Here is a 15,348-nt window from a genome sequence, read left to right on the forward strand (position 1 = left end):
TCATTCCATTAGAAGGAATTATTTTTTCAAGTTGTAGAATGATTTCAATCCACGGTATTCAGCAACTTCACCAAGTTGATCTTCGATACGAAGCAATTGGTTGTATTTAGCAATACGGTCTGTACGTGAAAGTGAACCAGTCTTGATTTGTCCTGCGTTTGTTGCAACTGCGATATCAGCGATCGTTGAATCTTCAGTTTCACCTGAACGGTGTGATACAACGGCAGTGTAACCAGCTTCTTTCGCCATTTCGATAGCGTCGAATGTTTCAGTAAGAGTACCGATTTGGTTAACTTTGATAAGGATTGAGTTAGCTGCGCCTTCTGCGATACCTTTTTCAAGGTAAGAAGTGTTTGTTACGAAGAAGTCGTCACCAACCAATTGAACTTTACCACCAAGACGTTCAGTAAGAGCTTTCCAACCATCCCAGTCGTTTTCGTCCATACCATCTTCGATAGTGATGATTGGGTATTTGTTTACCAATTCTTCAAGGTAGTCGATTTGTTCTGCAGCAGTACGTACAGCAGCTCCTTCACCTTCGAATTTAGTGTAGTCGTAAACTTTACGTTCTTTATCGTAGAATTCTGATGATGCACAGTCAAATCCGATAAATACGTCTTTACCTGGAACATAACCAGCAGCTTCGATAGCAGCAATGATAGTTTCTACGCCATCTTCAGTTCCTTCGAAACGAGGAGCAAATCCACCTTCGTCACCAACAGCAGTTTCCAAACCACGTGATTTAAGGATTTTCTTAAGAGCGTGGAAGATTTCAGCACCCCAACGAAGAGCTTCTTTGAATGATGGTGCACCAGCAGGTACGATCATGAATTCTTGGAAAGCGATTGGAGCGTCTGAGTGAGAACCACCATTGATGATGTTCATCATTGGAGTCGGAAGAACTTTAGTGTTGAATCCACCAAGGTAGCTGTAAAGTGGGATTTCAAGGTAGTCAGCAGCAGCACGAGCTACGGCGATAGACACACCAAGGATTGCGTTCGCACCCAATTTACCTTTGTTTGGAGTACCGTCCAAAGCGATCATTGCACGGTCGATAGCTTGTTGGTCACGTACATCGTAACCGATAATAGATTCAGCGATAACGTTGTTCACGTTGTCAACTGCTTTTTGTGTACCAAGACCGCCGTAACGAGATTTGTCACCATCACGAAGTTCAACTGCTTCGTGTTCACCAGTAGAAGCTCCTGAAGGAACCATACCACGTCCGAAAGCACCTGATTCAGTATAAACTTCTACTTCAAGTGTTGGGTTACCGCGTGAGTCTAGGACTTCGCGAGCGTAAACATCAGTAATAATTGACATTTTGACTCTCCTTATTGTTTAAAATTATTTACTAGTCTATGATACCTCAAAAGCGCTTTTTTTTCAAGGAAAAACAGCAGCTTTGCTTGAAAAATCACAATTTTTGAAATGCAATCGGTTACATCCTATCATTTTCTTAACAGTTTGAAAATCAGAAATCCTTTATTTATGATATACTAGAAATATGACAGATCTTAATAATATTATCATGGAAAAATCTCAGGGAAATGCTAAGCTCAATCCTGATGAACAGCGCAAATTTTTGGAAACTTTTGAAGAGCGGGTGATTGCTTACTGCTCTATTTCGGATGCCAATTCCTCGCTTCTAAAGAAGCATTTTAAAGAAATAGTCGAATACATCACTGAAAGCTACCATCCCGTCACAGTCAAAATATCGCCTGAAGTCATATCCAGCCAGCAGGTTTTCTACCTAAAAACCGCCAAAGATTTAGGCTGCGAGGCCACCATCGTCTCTGCTTTTTGCCAATCCTCTCCTTTCGGTTTGGTGATTCATAGCGATCATCCTGTGACCATAGAAGAAAAGGACTTGAGCAAGCAATTTGCTGACGTCCTCCACCAATCAGAGAATAAACCATCTATCCGCAAGAAAACCTCCCTTTGGAAAAAAATGTTTCATAAATGACAAATTTAGAGAAATTATTTATCTTTTTCGAGGCAGAAAATCAGCGCGACTGGGACATTTATCAAACTTTTTTAGACGAGCATATCGTCTGGGAGCTACATGGAGAATCCTCAGAAATCATTCAGGGAAAAGAAGCCTATCTCCACAGGATACAGGAAGCCTATCAGAACAGTTCCGCACAGTTTTGTTGCCAATACTATCACTGCAATTCCGAGCAAAGTCGGATTCTAACAATTTTGGTCAATGACCATGGGGAACTTTCCTGCGATCTATTTGAATTTGCAAACGGCTTAATTGTCAAAGAAATCGAATATTTACTGAAAAAGAGGCTGGGACAAAAGTCCTAGCCTCTCAATTGTCTTTAGATTGTCGAGCAAGACGCAGTGGTTGAGCGGGCTCTACTACGCTGATTTCATCAGCTTTTACAGCCCTGCTCAACTGTGCGGAGGTGGGACGACGAAATCGAATTCTAACCAATTACCGATTTCTGTCCCACTCTCTTTTTTTGATGGCTAATAGGTTGCCAATATTGCAAGCTGTACGAACCAGATTTTCCCTCGCTTGAGCTAAGGTTACGTCCAAATCTGCCACTTGCGAGATAATGGGAAAAGCTGCATGGATATTCTCCCTAGGAAATGGAGGCAAGTCATCAGCTAAACTGCCACAGATCGCAAGAACGGGAATCTCTTTTGGCGTCCTCCTTGCTACTCCGACTGGAGCCTTTCCTGCCAAAGACTGCTTATCCATGCGCCCCTCACCAACAACAACCAAGTCCGCTTCTTTAACCCTGCGGTCAAAATCCAGCAAATCCAGACAGGTATCAATTCCTGACACGACTTTCCCCTTGGCAAATGTGACCAGCCCTGCTGCCATGCCTCCTCCTGCACCAGCACCAGCTTGGGTGAAAATCTGCGGATTGGCCAGTTCATAGAACTTCCTCATTTCCTGATCGACAGATGAAAGAAGCCATTCAGACAGGCCTTTCTGTCGTCCAAAGACCTGAGTTGCTCCCTGCTGCCCACATAAAGGATTGGAAACATCTGTCAAAATTTCGATGTCAATATCATCCAAGCAAGTTGGAACACGTTCCCCAGAAATTCGGGCAACTCTCCCTAGAGAAGAGCCGACAGGCCGCAGTCGATGATTTTTTTCATCAAAAAATTCATAGCCCAGACCGGCTGCCATACCGATTCCCCCATCATTCGTTGCCGAGCCTCCAACACCGACTAAAATCTTTTTGACTCCATCTTCTGCCAAATGAAGAATCAGCTCTCCCAGGCCTCTGGTTTCCAAGCCTAAGGGATTGCGTTTTTCCTTAGGAATTAAAGCCAGTCCCACTAAATCTGCCATTTCAAAAAGAGCTAGCTGGTCTTGTCTTGCATATTTCATTTCGACTGGCTGGCCGAAAGGTCCGGTCACCCAATGGCGAAACTCTTTTAGCTTCATAGCCGAAATCAAGGCAGCCACAGTCCCCTCGCCGCCATCTCCAATAGGCAGCAAGTCAAAAGTCGCCTCTGGCAAGGCTTGGGAAAAGCCTTCTTTCAAGGCTTCTGCTACCTGAACAGAAGACAAACTTTCCTTAAAAGAATCTGGTGCTAACAAGATATGCATCGTACCTCCTATTTTTACTTCCCATCTAAAATATCCATTACCTGATAGAGGTCATAAACATTGATTTGATAGGGCGCTTGCTCTCTTACAATTGGCTTAGCATTAAAAGCAATTCCAATGCCTGCTGTTTGAATCATAGGCAAATCATTGGCGCCATCCCCCATTGCAATGGTTTGATTTAATTCCAAATTATTTTCTTGAGCCCATGCTTTCAGCATCTGAACTTTAGTATCTTTACTAACAATATCTCCCAAAACATGACCTGTAAGCAAGCCATTCTTGATTTCTAAGCGATTGGCCTTTACATAGTCAATTCCTAGCTCCTCAGCCAGTCTATCCACTGTTTCATGAAAACCACCTGACACCAAGCCAACCTTGTAGCCGCGGGCATGCAGCTCATCTACTAATTTTTTAGTACCAGGTGTGAAATGAATCTTGTCAGCTATCCGCGAAAAGATAGTTTCTGGAAGCCCCGCTAAAAGTGAAACCCTTTCCCGTAAGGCGGCCTCGAAATCCAATTCCCCTCGCATAGCTCGCTCGGTGATAGCAGCCACTTGCTGCCCAACTCCAGCTTCCTCGCCTAGCAAATCAATACCCTCTTCCATAATAAGAGTGCTATCTACATCCATAACCAATAAACCTTTGACCTGACTCATCTGTTCACCTCATATTTTCTGTGATTTGTTGTATTATACAGGATTTTTAAGTGCAAAACAAGCTAGATTGCAAAGAAAAAAGTTCCCGAAGGAACTTTCTTAGAAGCGAATATTTTCGCGTGTTTTTTCATATGAGTTGATGAAACGAGCTGAAACTCCAGGCTCAACAACATCCAAGGCTTTTGAAATAATTTCCAAAGATTTTGCGTAATCAAATTCAACTTCAAAGGCATGAAGGGATTCATTAAAGGCTGCCTGCACATTATCATCGAAGGAACGATAACGGTTAGAGTATTGTAGCAACTGCTCTGTTAAGGTAGAATTTCGAACGATTCGATATGTCTCTTCTTCCAATTCATTCATTGTATTTGCCAGAATCTCTAACCAGCGGTTAACAGATTCGATATTCACACGAGTTGCCTCCAACTCTCTTGCCAGCTCCTCAATATAGTCGCTTGCTCCAAAGAAAATTGTTAAGAAGGACTCTGGAATACCTGGTAAATTACGTTTTTCCATAAATCGCTTAATCGTATGCAATTTATTGGCGTAAATCGTAACTTTTTGACGGGCATTGACATCGTCTTTTTCGATCTTTTCTAGCTGCTCACCAAGTTCAATCTGTTCATCTTCGATTTCTTTCAATCGGTCTTGAATAGCTTCCAACTCTTCTCTAACCAATGAGAAAGGTTTCTTCATTTCAGCTGTATCTTCAAGTGAAGAGTGAACGACTGCTTCTTGAGCAGATAATTCAGATTTCAAATCCTTGATATGATTAATTTCAGGTTCTGGTAGCAAGAAGGAATGTGATAAACGTTCCATTTCACTTTGAAGATGTTGGTTATTCTCTTTAGTGTGTTCTAGATAGTCAGGAAGGTAGTTCACCAACTTCTCAACGACTTTATGAGCTTCAATTTCTCGAGTAAAGATGGCATACAGGGCATCGATTTCCTCTTGAATTTGTTCATTCTCATACAAGGCATTATCCAACTCCAAAGCCGCAAGATTTTCTTCATTTCGTTTCAAACTAGCACGAAGTTGTTGGAAACGCGCCTCTAAGTCAGTCTCAATAAAATGATAATTGGTTTCCAATAATTTACGGTAACCAGATTCCAAATCTTCTAATTGATCTGGTAATTTCTCAGTCAAGTCTTCTACAATTGCTGGAACTTTTTCGACGATCTGTGTCAGTGCCAGGATGCGATCTTCTGTTTTGTCTAAGATCTCTGCCGCTTCCACAGGATCCCCTGAAGAATTGAGAGTAACAAATTGAGAGAAATCAGACTCAATATTTTCCATTTGCTTCTGAATTTCTGCAAGAGCTCGTCCATAAGCATCAGGATTGCTAGCCACAGTATGCTGCAAATTTTCAAATAGATCTAGGGCGTGTAAAACTCGTCCGCTATTTTTAGATTCTTGTTTTTTCAGATCTTCTAAAGCTTGACGAATCGCATGAATATCCTCACTGATTAAATCAATTTGACTTTCAATGTTTTCAATCGCATGCTTGGCTTTGAGGAAACGGAAAGAATTATTGTAGCCCTCTGCCTCAAAGAGATTGTTCTCAATATCAGCAAATGAATTTAAAGAGAGATCTACCCATTTTTGATTCCATTCACGGAAAGTCACTTGACTTTGCCCAATCAAATGTAAATTTTTAACTTCTTCCACTTCATCATTCACGGGAAGATTGTAAAGCTCCTCTTTTTTCTCCTCCAAACTTCGAAGCTTCGCTTCATTTCGTTTTCTCATATAGATAGCAGTAAAATAGCCTAAAATTAATAGTGCTGCTACTACAATAATGAGAATAATCAGTCCATTAGACATATAAAACTCCTTCATTCTTTTACTAAAAAGCAAACATATTGATTATATCACAAATTCATTTGTAATGGTTGTTTTTTCTAACTTTTTAGACATCAAGTGTGCTATATACCGCATTTTTTTCGATAAAGTCACGACGAGGTTCAACACGGTCCCCCATCAGCATGTCAAAAATCTTGTCAGCTTCCGCAGCATCATCAACAGAAACTCGCGCCATTAAACGGTGTTCTGGGTTCATGGTCGTTTCCCACAACTGATGGTCATCCATTTCTCCCAAACCTTTGTAGCGCTGAATCGTCGGCTTAGAGCGACCTTCACTATAGTGCTCGAGAGCAGCTTGCAGTTCTTCTTCTTGATTAGCACCTGGCTGGATGTATTCTTTTACCTCACTGCCGACCTTGACACCATAGATTGGTGGTTGGGCGATGTAGACATATCCTGCTTCCAGAACCGGCTTCATGTAGCGGTAAATCAAAGTTAGGAGCAAAGTCCGAATGTGAGCTCCATCCACATCCGCATCAGTCATGATGACTAATTTATGATAGCGAGCCTTGCTGACATCAAAGTCAGCTCCAAAGCCCGTTCCCATAGCAGTAAAGAGACTGCGGATTTCTTCATTAGCCAGAATCTTATCCATGCTGGCTTTTTCAACGTTGAGAATTTTACCGCGAATCGGCAAAATAGCCTGAAATTCACGGTTACGCCCAGATTTAGCTGAACCACCCGCTGAGTCTCCCTCCACGATGAAGAGTTCTGTTTCCTGTGGGTTGTTGGACGAACAATCAGCCAATTTTCCTGGTAGATTAGAGATTTCTAAACCAGACTTCTTGCGGGTTACTTCCCGAGCTCGCTTAGCAGCAATTCTAGCCTTAGAAGCCAAAATTCCCTTTTCAACGATTTTTCGAGCCACCGCAGGATTTTCTAAAAGGAAATCTGAGAAGGCTTCACTGAAGAGGCGGTTGGTAATCTTGACTACTTCACTATTGCCCAGCTTGGTCTTGGTCTGACCTTCAAACTGTGGGTTGGGATGCTTAACAGAGATAACTGCTGTCAGTCCCTCACGCACATCTTCCCCAGTCAGATTGTCCTCATTTTCTTTGAGAAGCTTGTTTTTCTTGGCATAGTCATTGATGACTCGTGTCAGGGCTGTCCGGAAGCCTTGCTCATGTGTTCCACCCTCGTGGGTGTGGATATTATTGGCAAAGCTCATGACTGTTTCATGGTAGCCGGTCGTGTACTGCATAGCGACTTCAACCGTAATGTCGTCCATTTCGCCATCAGTGTAAATCGGCGTTTCAAAGATTACATCCTTGTTTTCATTGATGTATTGGACATAGCTGGCAATCCCACCCTCATAGTGGTAATCCTTGACCTGCTCCATTCCATCTCGCTTATCTGTGATGGAAATTCTGAGACCACGATTGAGGAAAGCTAATTCCTGCACCCGTTTATTAAGCTTCTCAAAGTCAAATTCTACTGTTTCAGTGAAAATCTCTGGATCTGGCGTAAAGTGAACGGTCGTACCTGTACGGTCAGTCTCACCAATGATTTCTAAGTCAGCAACGACTTGACCGCGACGGTATTCTTGGTAATGAATCTGACCGTTTTTATAAACGCGGACATCCAGCTGAGTGGACAGGGCATTTACAACGGAAGATCCCACACCGTGAAGACCTCCTGAAACCTTGTAGCCGCCACCGCCGAATTTTCCTCCTGCGTGAAGGACAGTAAAGACGGTTTCTACAGCCGGACGGCCTGTCTTCTCCTGAATGTCAACGGGAATGCCTCGACCATCGTCAACAACTGTAATCGAATTATCTTTTTCAATAAAGACTTGAATGTGAGTGGCAAAGCCAGCCAAGGCCTCATCAATCGAGTTGTCAACAATTTCCCATACTAAGTGGTGCAGACCTTCCTTGGAGGTCGAACCGATATACATACCAGGGCGCATTCGAACGGCTTCTAAGCCCTCCAAGACCTGAATCTGACTGGCGTCATATTCTTGCGCTTGTATGTCTTGTTGCTTTTCTTCTGTCATGTTATTCCTTTTCTAGTTCAATATCTACAAATTCTTCAAGATTTCTCATATTATCAAAGAGATAGCAGCTAAATCCTGCCGCCTGACCAGCCTCGATATCAATCGGCCGATCTCCGATAACCAGCCCAGACTCAATCTGGTATTTATCTTTTAAATACAGCATAGACTCAGGGTCTGGCTTGCGTTTAAAACCATTAGTAGCTGTCACTACTTCTGTAAAATAACCACTGATCTGCGTCTTCTGCAAAATCTCTAACACCTGATCATCTCGGTGAGAAATTAAAAAGTTTCTGCCACCCTGCTGAATAATTTGTGCTAATAATTCTGAAGCTCCCTCAAACAAAATCGGATGTTCTAATTCCTTGGCCTCATTCGCCTTATAAGCCTTTAAAAATTCCTTATTTTCAGGGGCAAACTGGCGGACTGCATAATCTGTTGAGACCTTGAGAGCCTTATAAACTTCATCATGACTCCCAGTCAGACCAAAGTCCTGCAATGTATGGACAAAAGCTGCGGTTGAAGTCTCATAATTATCCAAGAGAGTCCCACCCAAATCCCAGATGTAATCTTGATAATTCATACCCTTTATTATATCATATTTTTTGAAAAAAAGGGCTTTTATTTATGATGAAATAGCATATTTTCATAGATTTTTCATCCAACTTAGACAGAAAAAATTCACTCGAAAATCGAGTGAATTTTTTACTTCTCAAAAACATCTTTAAAAAGCATAGAACTTGCCAATTGATCCGCATCTCCGCCTAGCTGGTGAACCAACTCATAGGCAAAAGGTAGGGCTGTAGATGGGCCACGGCTGGTGATTAACTTTCCATCTACGACAACGGTCTGCTTCTGATAGCTACCGTTCTCAATGTTGGCTTCCACTCCATCGTAGCAAGTAAAGTTCTTGCCATTTAGCAGACCTGCGCGGTCAAGGGCAATCGGAGCCGCACAAATCGCTGCGACAAATTTATCTTCTGCTTGAAATTCCTGTAGAACTTCCATCAAGCGCTCATCATCTCGCAGATTTGTTGATCCTGGCATACCGCCTGGAAGAACAACCATATCATAAGCAGATAGATTCCCATTCCAGACTTGATCGGCTTTGACAGTAATCTGGTGAGAGCCTGTCACAGACTTCTCAAAACCAATCATATCACAGATAAAACCTGCACGACGCAAGACATCGACAACAGTGAGGGCTTCAATTTCTTCAAAGCCATTGGCTAACATGAGAGCTACTTTTTTCATGTAAAACACCTTTCTAGGATACAAGGTATCCACTTCTTATTTTATTTTATTTTTCTAAGTACAATTTTTTTACGAACAGGCGGAGTCACCGCATGCTTCTCCTCTTCTAGGCTATTTTGATAAGAGACAGACAGTAGGAGACCGATTCCGATGAGATTGCTGACGATGGAGGAGCCACCTTGGGAAATGAAGGGGAGTGGAATCCCTGTCAAAGGCAAAATCCCTGTCACAGCACCAATATTTTCAAAAATATGAAAGAGCAGCATCATAATGAGACCGGTCGAGATATAGGTGTAGAACTGATTGTTGGACTTAATAGTAATCTGAAGCATACGATGAATCAAGAACAGATAAATAACAATCACCAAACTCGAACCAAGAAAACCAAAATCCTCTGCAATCACGGTGAAAATCATATCACTTTCACGGACAGGTACTAGAAGATTTGAGACATTAAATCCTTGACCTAATAAACCTCCACTTCCAATAGCAATCTGTCCTTGTGCCTGCTGATAGGTTACTGTCTGAGCATATTCAAAAGGATGGAGCCAAGCTGAGATTCGATTGATCTGGTAAGTCGGCATCCCTAAACCATGGAGAAAAGCACGGCCACCATTTGAGATAAAGATCAACATAAAGACAGTAAAAAGAAGGGATACTGTCAAGAAAACCGGTAGAATAATCTTCCACGAAACACCAGATAAGAGAACAATGCCGCAGTAAATTGCAGCAAATACTAGAGCTGTCCCCAAATCACTCTGCAAGGCCAAAAGCAACAAAATCGGCAAGGTATATAATGCTAATTTTACAATCAAAAAGAGATCTAAAGCAATAGTCCGCTCATAGTTCTTATTTTGCTGCAGAAACTTTACTACAACTCGCGACAGCATCAAAATATATGAAATTTTCATAAATTCAGATGGCTGAAAGAGGGTAACACCGCGAATAGATACCCAGTTTTTCGCCCCTGTAGAAGCCACTAAGCTCTCACTATAAAATACAAGTGGAAGAACCATAAGTCCTAAGCCTAAAACATACAGAAAAGGCGTCATTTTCCAAAGAAACTTAGTGTTAAAAAACATAACGATAAAGCTAATCAGAAAGCCTAATAAAATCCAAACCACTTGCTGACCAACAATCTGCAAGACATTATTTGGGTAATCATGACTAACCGCTATATAAATAGCCGTAACTCCGATTGATAGTAAGAGCAAGACAGGTAAAAGCAAGCTGTAATCAATCCGAGACTCAAATGTTCTTCGCTGTGAAGGCATAATTTTCCTTTCTTACAAAAAATATTGGATAATCAAGCTAGAAACTGCGACGCAGAACCAAGCAAAAGCTCCGGTTAATAAAGGTCCCGCTCCAGCTTCCTTGAACTGTTTGAATGAAACCTTGGCTCCAATCCCGGCTAAGGCCATAGCCATCAGCCATTGGGACAACAGCTTTGTGTAAGGGACTAGATTTGATGGGAAAATTCCCAAGCTGCTCACCACAGAAGCCAAGACAAACCACAAAATAAACCAGGGAAAAATCTTCTTGAGGTCTACTTTTTGAGCTGACCGCTTATCTCGGACATATCGATAGCCTGCAAAGATGAGGCAGGCTGGTACAATCATCAAGGCTCGGCTTAGTTTGACAATGGTTGCCAAATCTCCCGCCGCTTGACTGTAAGTATAACCTGCCGCAACGACTGACGAAGTATCATTGATGGCCGTCCCTGCCCAAGTTCCAAAATATCCATCGGACATTTGCATGAGATGCCCTAAAAAAGGAAAGATGAAAACGGCTAAAATATTGAAAAAGAAGATAGTTGAAATAGAAAGTGCAATCTCCTCTTCTTCTGCTTCTAAAATGGGCGAAGCTGCTGCAATAGCTGAACCACCGCAGATAGCCGTTCCAAAGCCAATCAAAATGGTTAAAACGCGTCTCATCTTAAAGAACTTTCCAGCTGCATAGGCCGCCAAGAAAGCGATCAAAATAGTCAAAATACTAATCTTCAGAGAGGATAAGCCCGTTGCAGAGACCTTTCCGATTGACATAGAAAAACCTAAAAAGATAATAGAATATTGAAGTAGTTTCTTTCCTGAATAGGTCAAGCCCGGCTGAAAGGCATCTGGAAGTTTCCATAAATTACTAAGCAAAATTCCTAAAACAATGGCAAACACACTGGATCCAATCAGCGGAAACCAATTCCCTAAACAAATGGAAAGAGCTGCTATCGCAAACGATAGAGCAATTCCTGGTAGATTCTTTTTCACGTCATAACCTTCTTCCTATTCTTTTCATTATAGCAGATTTTTGACATCAGTAGCCCAGAAAATTTGCAATCATTTAGAAAAACAGCCAGATAAATTGACTGTTTTAAAGCAGTTTTAGTCGAAAAATTCTCTTAATTCCTTTAAAATATCCTGTTCCGAAAGCATTTCTAGAGATGCCAGCTGGTTTAGATTTTGCTGGATCTGACGGCCGTAGCGCTTGGTTGAAATACGCTTGTCCAGAAGAATAACAGCCGACTTCTGGTGTTCATTGCGACGGGTTCGCCCCATGGCCTGCTTCAATCGTAAAATAGCTGACGGCAACTGATAATCGTAAAAAGGATTTTTGCCTTCTGCCTTCAGATGATGATTGATTTTTTGCACAAAGAAATCTTTGGGATTATCAAAAGGAATCCGCGTGATGAGCTGAATGATTTGCTCTTGCTGAGCAAAATCCGCTCCTTCCCAGAAACTGCCCGCTCCTAGCAAGATAGGCGCCTCTCCTTTGTCAAAGCGCCGCTTGATATTGGCTGGCTCGCCGTTCTTATACTGGGCCAAATGCGGCATGGTCAGCTGGTCTGAAGTGGCCAGCAATAAATCCTTGGAGGTAAAGAGAACCACCATCGGCAAATCCAGTGGAGCTAAATTTTCCAAGCTTGCAACAATCCTCTCAGCGTATTCCTGCGTTGATAACTCCACCACATCTGGAAAATCTAGATCTAAGAAAAGTTTCTGCAGGGGCTTCTTTTGCTGAGGAAGTTTATAAAAATGATAATCCTCAAAACCTAGTAATTGAGGCAAATTCACCTTGGAACTAATCTCCAAAGTAGAAGAAACCAAGATCACCTTAACTGTCTCAGGCAGGAAATCCTTAAATCTCATGAGTTCTGAGCGCCCAGCATGAAGCTTAATTAGCCGATGATCTGCAAAATGTTCTTCCGTTAGCCAATAGTATTGGTACTTGGTTGAAAACAATTCCCTGAGCTCTGGCAATAAACTCTCATCCAGCTCAGACACATCCTGACGCAGCTTGGCTATCTTCTGTGAATCCAATTCACTGGTCTTACCCCGCTGCTTTTCAGCAGCATCCGCCAGTTCAAATTGGATACTTTGCAAAAGGCGTTCTTGTAAAATCTGTTTTTCTGTCTGCAAAGCTTGGCTGATAGTTTGCAATTGCTTGGTCAAATTGATACTGGCCTGCGAGAAACTTTCCAAGGCAAAAAACATTTTTTGAGCCTCGTCCACCACCAGCATCCGATTGTCCAGCAAAGACTGGTCATCTTCAAGGCGCGTCAAAAGATAAGCATGATTGGTAATCACGACACGACTGCTAGCCGCCTTGACCTGCCCCAGTCGCCAAAAATCCTCTTCATAAAAGAGTGAATGCTTACCTAATTTCCCATCATGGCGTATCTGGCTAAAATAAGACTCAAAACGATAAGCCTGGCCGATTTCATTTAAATCACCAGTCTCCGTTTCTGTCAGCCAAACCAAAAGCTGCATTTTGCAACGATTAACAAGCCGATTATCATCCAAGACCGAGAGACTTTGATAAAAATGATCTAATTTCAGATAATTTTCTGGACTTTTGAGATTATGAAAAGAAATATGAAAGACTTCCTCTAAGAGTCGGCCTTCCTTTTGCATCAGCTGATCCTGTAAAATTTTCGTCGGAACGGTTACCAAGACCCTTTCCTGACCATGAGCCAAAATAGGCAATAAATAGCCAAAGGTCTTGCCAAGCCCTGTCTGGGCCTCCAAAAAGCTAGCCGCAGTCTGACTAAGCGCCTCACTAACATACTGTGCAAATCTCAGCTGGTCAGGGCGCTCGTCCAGCCCCAGCAGATAAAGGTTGGTCAGAAAGTCCTGTGAAAGTTTCTTCTCAGACGGCAAGATTTTCGGCCTTTTCAAAAAGATACCATGCGTCTCCTGCAAATCCTGACCAGAATAGTCTGGCATCGACTGAAAAATCTCTTCGATCGCTAGCCGTGACTCATAGATGAGACTATCGGAAAATTCCAGCACCTTCTCTAGCAAAGCCTTTGGCAGTCGTGCCATCTTTTTTTGGATTTTTAGAAATAGCTGAGCTGTTGCCTGAGCATCTGCTAAAGCGGTATGAGCATTTTCCAGAGGAATCTCCAGAAGTTCGCACAGATTGCCTAAGGCATATTTATCAAAAGTCGGATAGAAAACCTGAGCTAGTTCAACCGTATCCACTCTCGGAGTCAGCAGGTCAAAGCCTTCCCAAAAGAGAGCTTCTGCCAATAGATTGGCATCAAACTTGACATTATGGGCGACAAAAATCGCATCCTCAATCAGCTCGTAAACTTCACGTGCAACCTGTGAGAAATCCGGAGCTTGACGCAAGCGCTGATCATCCAATCCTGTCAGCTGTTTAATATGCTCATCCAAGTCCTCATGCGGATTCACATCTGTTTCATACGTTTGGCAAATCACCCCGTTTTCAATGATGACAATGCCGATTTGAATAATTTTTGCATTGCTGCTCGCACTTGTAGCCTCCAAGTCGATAACAGCATATTTATAGTTCGATTGTGCCATACTGCTATGATTATATCACAAATGCTAGCCTGAGACATCTGAAAATAAGCTGAGCCCCAAAATTAATTTTGTGCAAAATTTCTGCTTTTTTGTTACACTCTTTATTGAGAAAACATACACAGAGGAAGCCCAATGAAAGTTCACAAAATTGTCAATCTCATCGCCTTTGAAAACACTTATCTCCTTGAAAATGACCGTCATGTTATCGTAGTTGACCCAGGCAGCGACTGGCGGAAGATCCAACGCAAGCTAGAAGAAATTGCTAAGCCCATCACTGCTATTTTGCTGACTCATACGCATTACGATCATATTATGAGTTTGGATAAGGTCCGAGATAACTTTGCCAATCCGCCCGTCTATGTAGCGGAGAGCGAAGCAAGCTGGCTCTATACTCCTACTGATAATCTATCTGGCCTTGACCGCCATGCAGATTTGGAAGACGTCATTCTCAGACCTGCCGAACATTATTTCACCTATCACCAAGACTACCAACTAGACGACTTTCATTTCTATGCTGTTCAGACACCTGGTCATTCTATTGGAGGAGTTTCCATTATTTTCCCAGAAGATCAGGTCGTCCTGACTGGTGATGCTCTCTTCCGTGAAACCATCGGCCGTACAGATCTACCGACTGGTAATATGGACCAGCTCCTTGCTGGCATCCGCGAAGAGTTATTTGTCTTGCCCAAAGACTATCGTGTCTATCCCGGCCATGGAAATGACACAACGATTGGCCACGAAAAGAATTTCAATCCATTTTTCCAATAAACTGATAATGAGGCAGAAATCAAGACTGCCTCATTTTTTTATATAGTAAATAACTGTTTCTATGTAAGAATGAAAAAAGGGCTTTTAGAAAAAGTCAGGAAATAGGCTCTACAATCTGACTTCCATGTCTTGTCGCTTTTTGCTTATTATGATATACTTAGTCCATAGAAAACAAAGGATGGTCTTCATGATGGATAAAAGAAAAATTTTGTTAATTCTGCTGGCTATTTCAGCTATACTAACCCTCCTTGGATTAGGTTTTTCTGCTTATATTTTTTATGTTTTTGACAAGCCTTTTCTAAACAGTACCACAAAAGGCCTCTTGTCTGCATTCTTTTTTACCCTCATTATAATCAGCCTTGCCCTATCGAAAACAAAGCGATAGTAGTAATTTGTATGAATAAAATTATGCTACTT

General features: G+C 42.1%; 14 protein-coding genes. 4 read left to right on the plus strand and 10 right to left on the minus strand.

The window, feature by feature from the left end; all coding sequences use genetic code 11:
• Window positions 1-18: 18 nt before the first annotated feature.
• A complete protein-coding gene (gene eno / locus HMPREF9960_RS04420) occupies window positions 19-1,323 on the minus strand; it encodes a surface-displayed alpha-enolase (RefSeq protein ID WP_005589720.1) in 1,305 nt (434 codons plus the stop codon).
• Window positions 1,324-1,507: 184 nt separating this feature from the next.
• Here eno and HMPREF9960_RS04425 point away from each other — a divergent pair, with 184 nt between their 5' ends.
• Complete coding sequence (locus HMPREF9960_RS04425) at window positions 1,508-1,966, plus strand: DUF1694 domain-containing protein (protein ID WP_005589719.1); 459 nt, start codon at window positions 1,508-1,510, stop codon at window positions 1,964-1,966.
• Window positions 1,963-2,313 carry a nuclear transport factor 2-like protein gene (locus HMPREF9960_RS04430; protein ID WP_005589718.1) on the plus strand — a complete coding sequence of 117 codons (351 nt, stop codon included), beginning with the start codon at window positions 1,963-1,965 and terminating at the stop codon, window positions 2,311-2,313. Before HMPREF9960_RS04425 ends, HMPREF9960_RS04430 begins: the two co-directional genes overlap by 4 nt.
• A gap of 130 nt (window positions 2,314-2,443) precedes the next feature.
• Here HMPREF9960_RS04430 and HMPREF9960_RS04435 read toward each other — a convergent pair whose 3' ends face one another.
• The 9 genes from HMPREF9960_RS04435 to HMPREF9960_RS04475 form a co-directional block, all read right to left on the minus strand.
• Window positions 2,444-3,577, minus strand: a complete 1,134-nt coding sequence (locus tag HMPREF9960_RS04435) for a glycerate kinase (protein ID WP_005589716.1) — start codon at window positions 3,575-3,577, stop codon at window positions 2,444-2,446.
• A 14-nt stretch (window positions 3,578-3,591) separates the two neighbouring features.
• The gene (serB, locus tag HMPREF9960_RS04440) at window positions 3,592-4,233 is read right to left on the minus strand and encodes a phosphoserine phosphatase SerB (protein WP_005589714.1); all 642 of its coding nucleotides are present in this window, start codon (window positions 4,231-4,233) and stop codon (window positions 3,592-3,594) included.
• A 99-nt stretch (window positions 4,234-4,332) separates the two neighbouring features.
• Window positions 4,333-6,057: a septation ring formation regulator EzrA gene (gene ezrA, locus HMPREF9960_RS04445; protein ID WP_005592227.1), complete on the minus strand. Its 1,725-nt coding sequence runs from the start codon at window positions 6,055-6,057 to the stop codon at window positions 4,333-4,335.
• Window positions 6,058-6,142: 85 nt separating this feature from the next.
• Window positions 6,143-8,092 (minus strand): DNA topoisomerase (ATP-hydrolyzing) subunit B, encoded by a 1,950-nt coding sequence (gyrB, locus tag HMPREF9960_RS04450; RefSeq protein WP_005589710.1) that lies wholly within the window; start codon window positions 8,090-8,092, stop codon window positions 6,143-6,145.
• Window position 8,093: 1 nt separating this feature from the next.
• On the minus strand, window positions 8,094-8,672 hold the full coding sequence (locus tag HMPREF9960_RS04455; RefSeq protein ID WP_005589709.1) for an HAD-IA family hydrolase: 579 nt from the start codon (window positions 8,670-8,672) through the stop codon (window positions 8,094-8,096).
• A gap of 122 nt (window positions 8,673-8,794) precedes the next feature.
• Window positions 8,795-9,343 (minus strand): DJ-1 family glyoxalase III, encoded by a 549-nt coding sequence (locus tag HMPREF9960_RS04460; protein ID WP_005589708.1) that lies wholly within the window; start codon window positions 9,341-9,343, stop codon window positions 8,795-8,797.
• Window positions 9,344-9,384: 41 nt separating this feature from the next.
• Window positions 9,385-10,617, minus strand: a complete 1,233-nt coding sequence (locus HMPREF9960_RS04465; protein ID WP_005589707.1) for an FtsW/RodA/SpoVE family cell cycle protein — start codon at window positions 10,615-10,617, stop codon at window positions 9,385-9,387.
• 12 nt (window positions 10,618-10,629) lie between these two features.
• Entirely contained in the window at window positions 10,630-11,604 is a 975-nt protein-coding gene (locus HMPREF9960_RS04470; protein WP_005589706.1) for a YeiH family protein, read from the minus strand.
• A gap of 114 nt (window positions 11,605-11,718) precedes the next feature.
• The gene (locus tag HMPREF9960_RS04475; protein ID WP_005592146.1) at window positions 11,719-14,163 is read right to left on the minus strand and encodes a bifunctional DnaQ family exonuclease/ATP-dependent helicase; all 2,445 of its coding nucleotides are present in this window, start codon (window positions 14,161-14,163) and stop codon (window positions 11,719-11,721) included.
• A 132-nt stretch (window positions 14,164-14,295) separates the two neighbouring features.
• Between HMPREF9960_RS04475 and HMPREF9960_RS04480 the strand changes: the two genes are divergently transcribed.
• Together HMPREF9960_RS04480 and HMPREF9960_RS04485 are read left to right on the plus strand one after the other, a co-directional pair.
• Window positions 14,296-14,931, plus strand: a complete 636-nt coding sequence (locus HMPREF9960_RS04480; RefSeq protein ID WP_005589702.1) for an MBL fold metallo-hydrolase — start codon at window positions 14,296-14,298, stop codon at window positions 14,929-14,931.
• A gap of 187 nt (window positions 14,932-15,118) precedes the next feature.
• A complete protein-coding gene (locus HMPREF9960_RS04485) occupies window positions 15,119-15,316 on the plus strand; it encodes a hypothetical protein (RefSeq protein ID WP_005592257.1) in 198 nt (65 codons plus the stop codon).
• Window positions 15,317-15,348 lie beyond the last annotated feature (32 nt).

The organism is Streptococcus cristatus ATCC 51100, assembly GCF_000222765.1.
In the GTDB taxonomy this organism is placed as follows: domain Bacteria; phylum Bacillota; class Bacilli; order Lactobacillales; family Streptococcaceae; genus Streptococcus; species Streptococcus cristatus.

What these genes read in the sequence shown, in the direction of transcription:
- eno (WP_005589720.1), bottom strand. Translation starts at nt 1,323, where the DNA reads ATGTCAATTATTACTGATGTTTACGCTCGCGAAGTCCTAGACTCACGC.
- HMPREF9960_RS04425 (WP_005589719.1), top strand. Translation starts at nt 1,508, where the DNA reads ATGACAGATCTTAATAATATTATCATGGAAAAATCTCAGGGAAATGCT.
- HMPREF9960_RS04430 (WP_005589718.1), top strand. Translation starts at nt 1,963, where the DNA reads ATGACAAATTTAGAGAAATTATTTATCTTTTTCGAGGCAGAAAATCAG.
- HMPREF9960_RS04435 (WP_005589716.1), bottom strand. Translation starts at nt 3,577, where the DNA reads ATGCATATCTTGTTAGCACCAGATTCTTTTAAGGAAAGTTTGTCTTCT.
- serB (WP_005589714.1), bottom strand. Translation starts at nt 4,233, where the DNA reads ATGAGTCAGGTCAAAGGTTTATTGGTTATGGATGTAGATAGCACTCTT.
- ezrA (WP_005592227.1), bottom strand. Translation starts at nt 6,057, where the DNA reads ATGTCTAATGGACTGATTATTCTCATTATTGTAGTAGCAGCACTATTA.
- gyrB (WP_005589710.1), bottom strand. Translation starts at nt 8,092, where the DNA reads ATGACAGAAGAAAAGCAACAAGACATACAAGCGCAAGAATATGACGCC.
- HMPREF9960_RS04455 (WP_005589709.1), bottom strand. Translation starts at nt 8,672, where the DNA reads ATGAATTATCAAGATTACATCTGGGATTTGGGTGGGACTCTCTTGGAT.
- HMPREF9960_RS04460 (WP_005589708.1), bottom strand. Translation starts at nt 9,343, where the DNA reads ATGAAAAAAGTAGCTCTCATGTTAGCCAATGGCTTTGAAGAAATTGAA.
- HMPREF9960_RS04465 (WP_005589707.1), bottom strand. Translation starts at nt 10,617, where the DNA reads ATGCCTTCACAGCGAAGAACATTTGAGTCTCGGATTGATTACAGCTTG.
- HMPREF9960_RS04475 (WP_005592146.1), bottom strand. Translation starts at nt 14,163, where the DNA reads ATGGCACAATCGAACTATAAATATGCTGTTATCGACTTGGAGGCTACA.
- HMPREF9960_RS04480 (WP_005589702.1), top strand. Translation starts at nt 14,296, where the DNA reads ATGAAAGTTCACAAAATTGTCAATCTCATCGCCTTTGAAAACACTTAT.
- HMPREF9960_RS04485 (WP_005592257.1), top strand. Translation starts at nt 15,119, where the DNA reads ATGATGGATAAAAGAAAAATTTTGTTAATTCTGCTGGCTATTTCAGCT.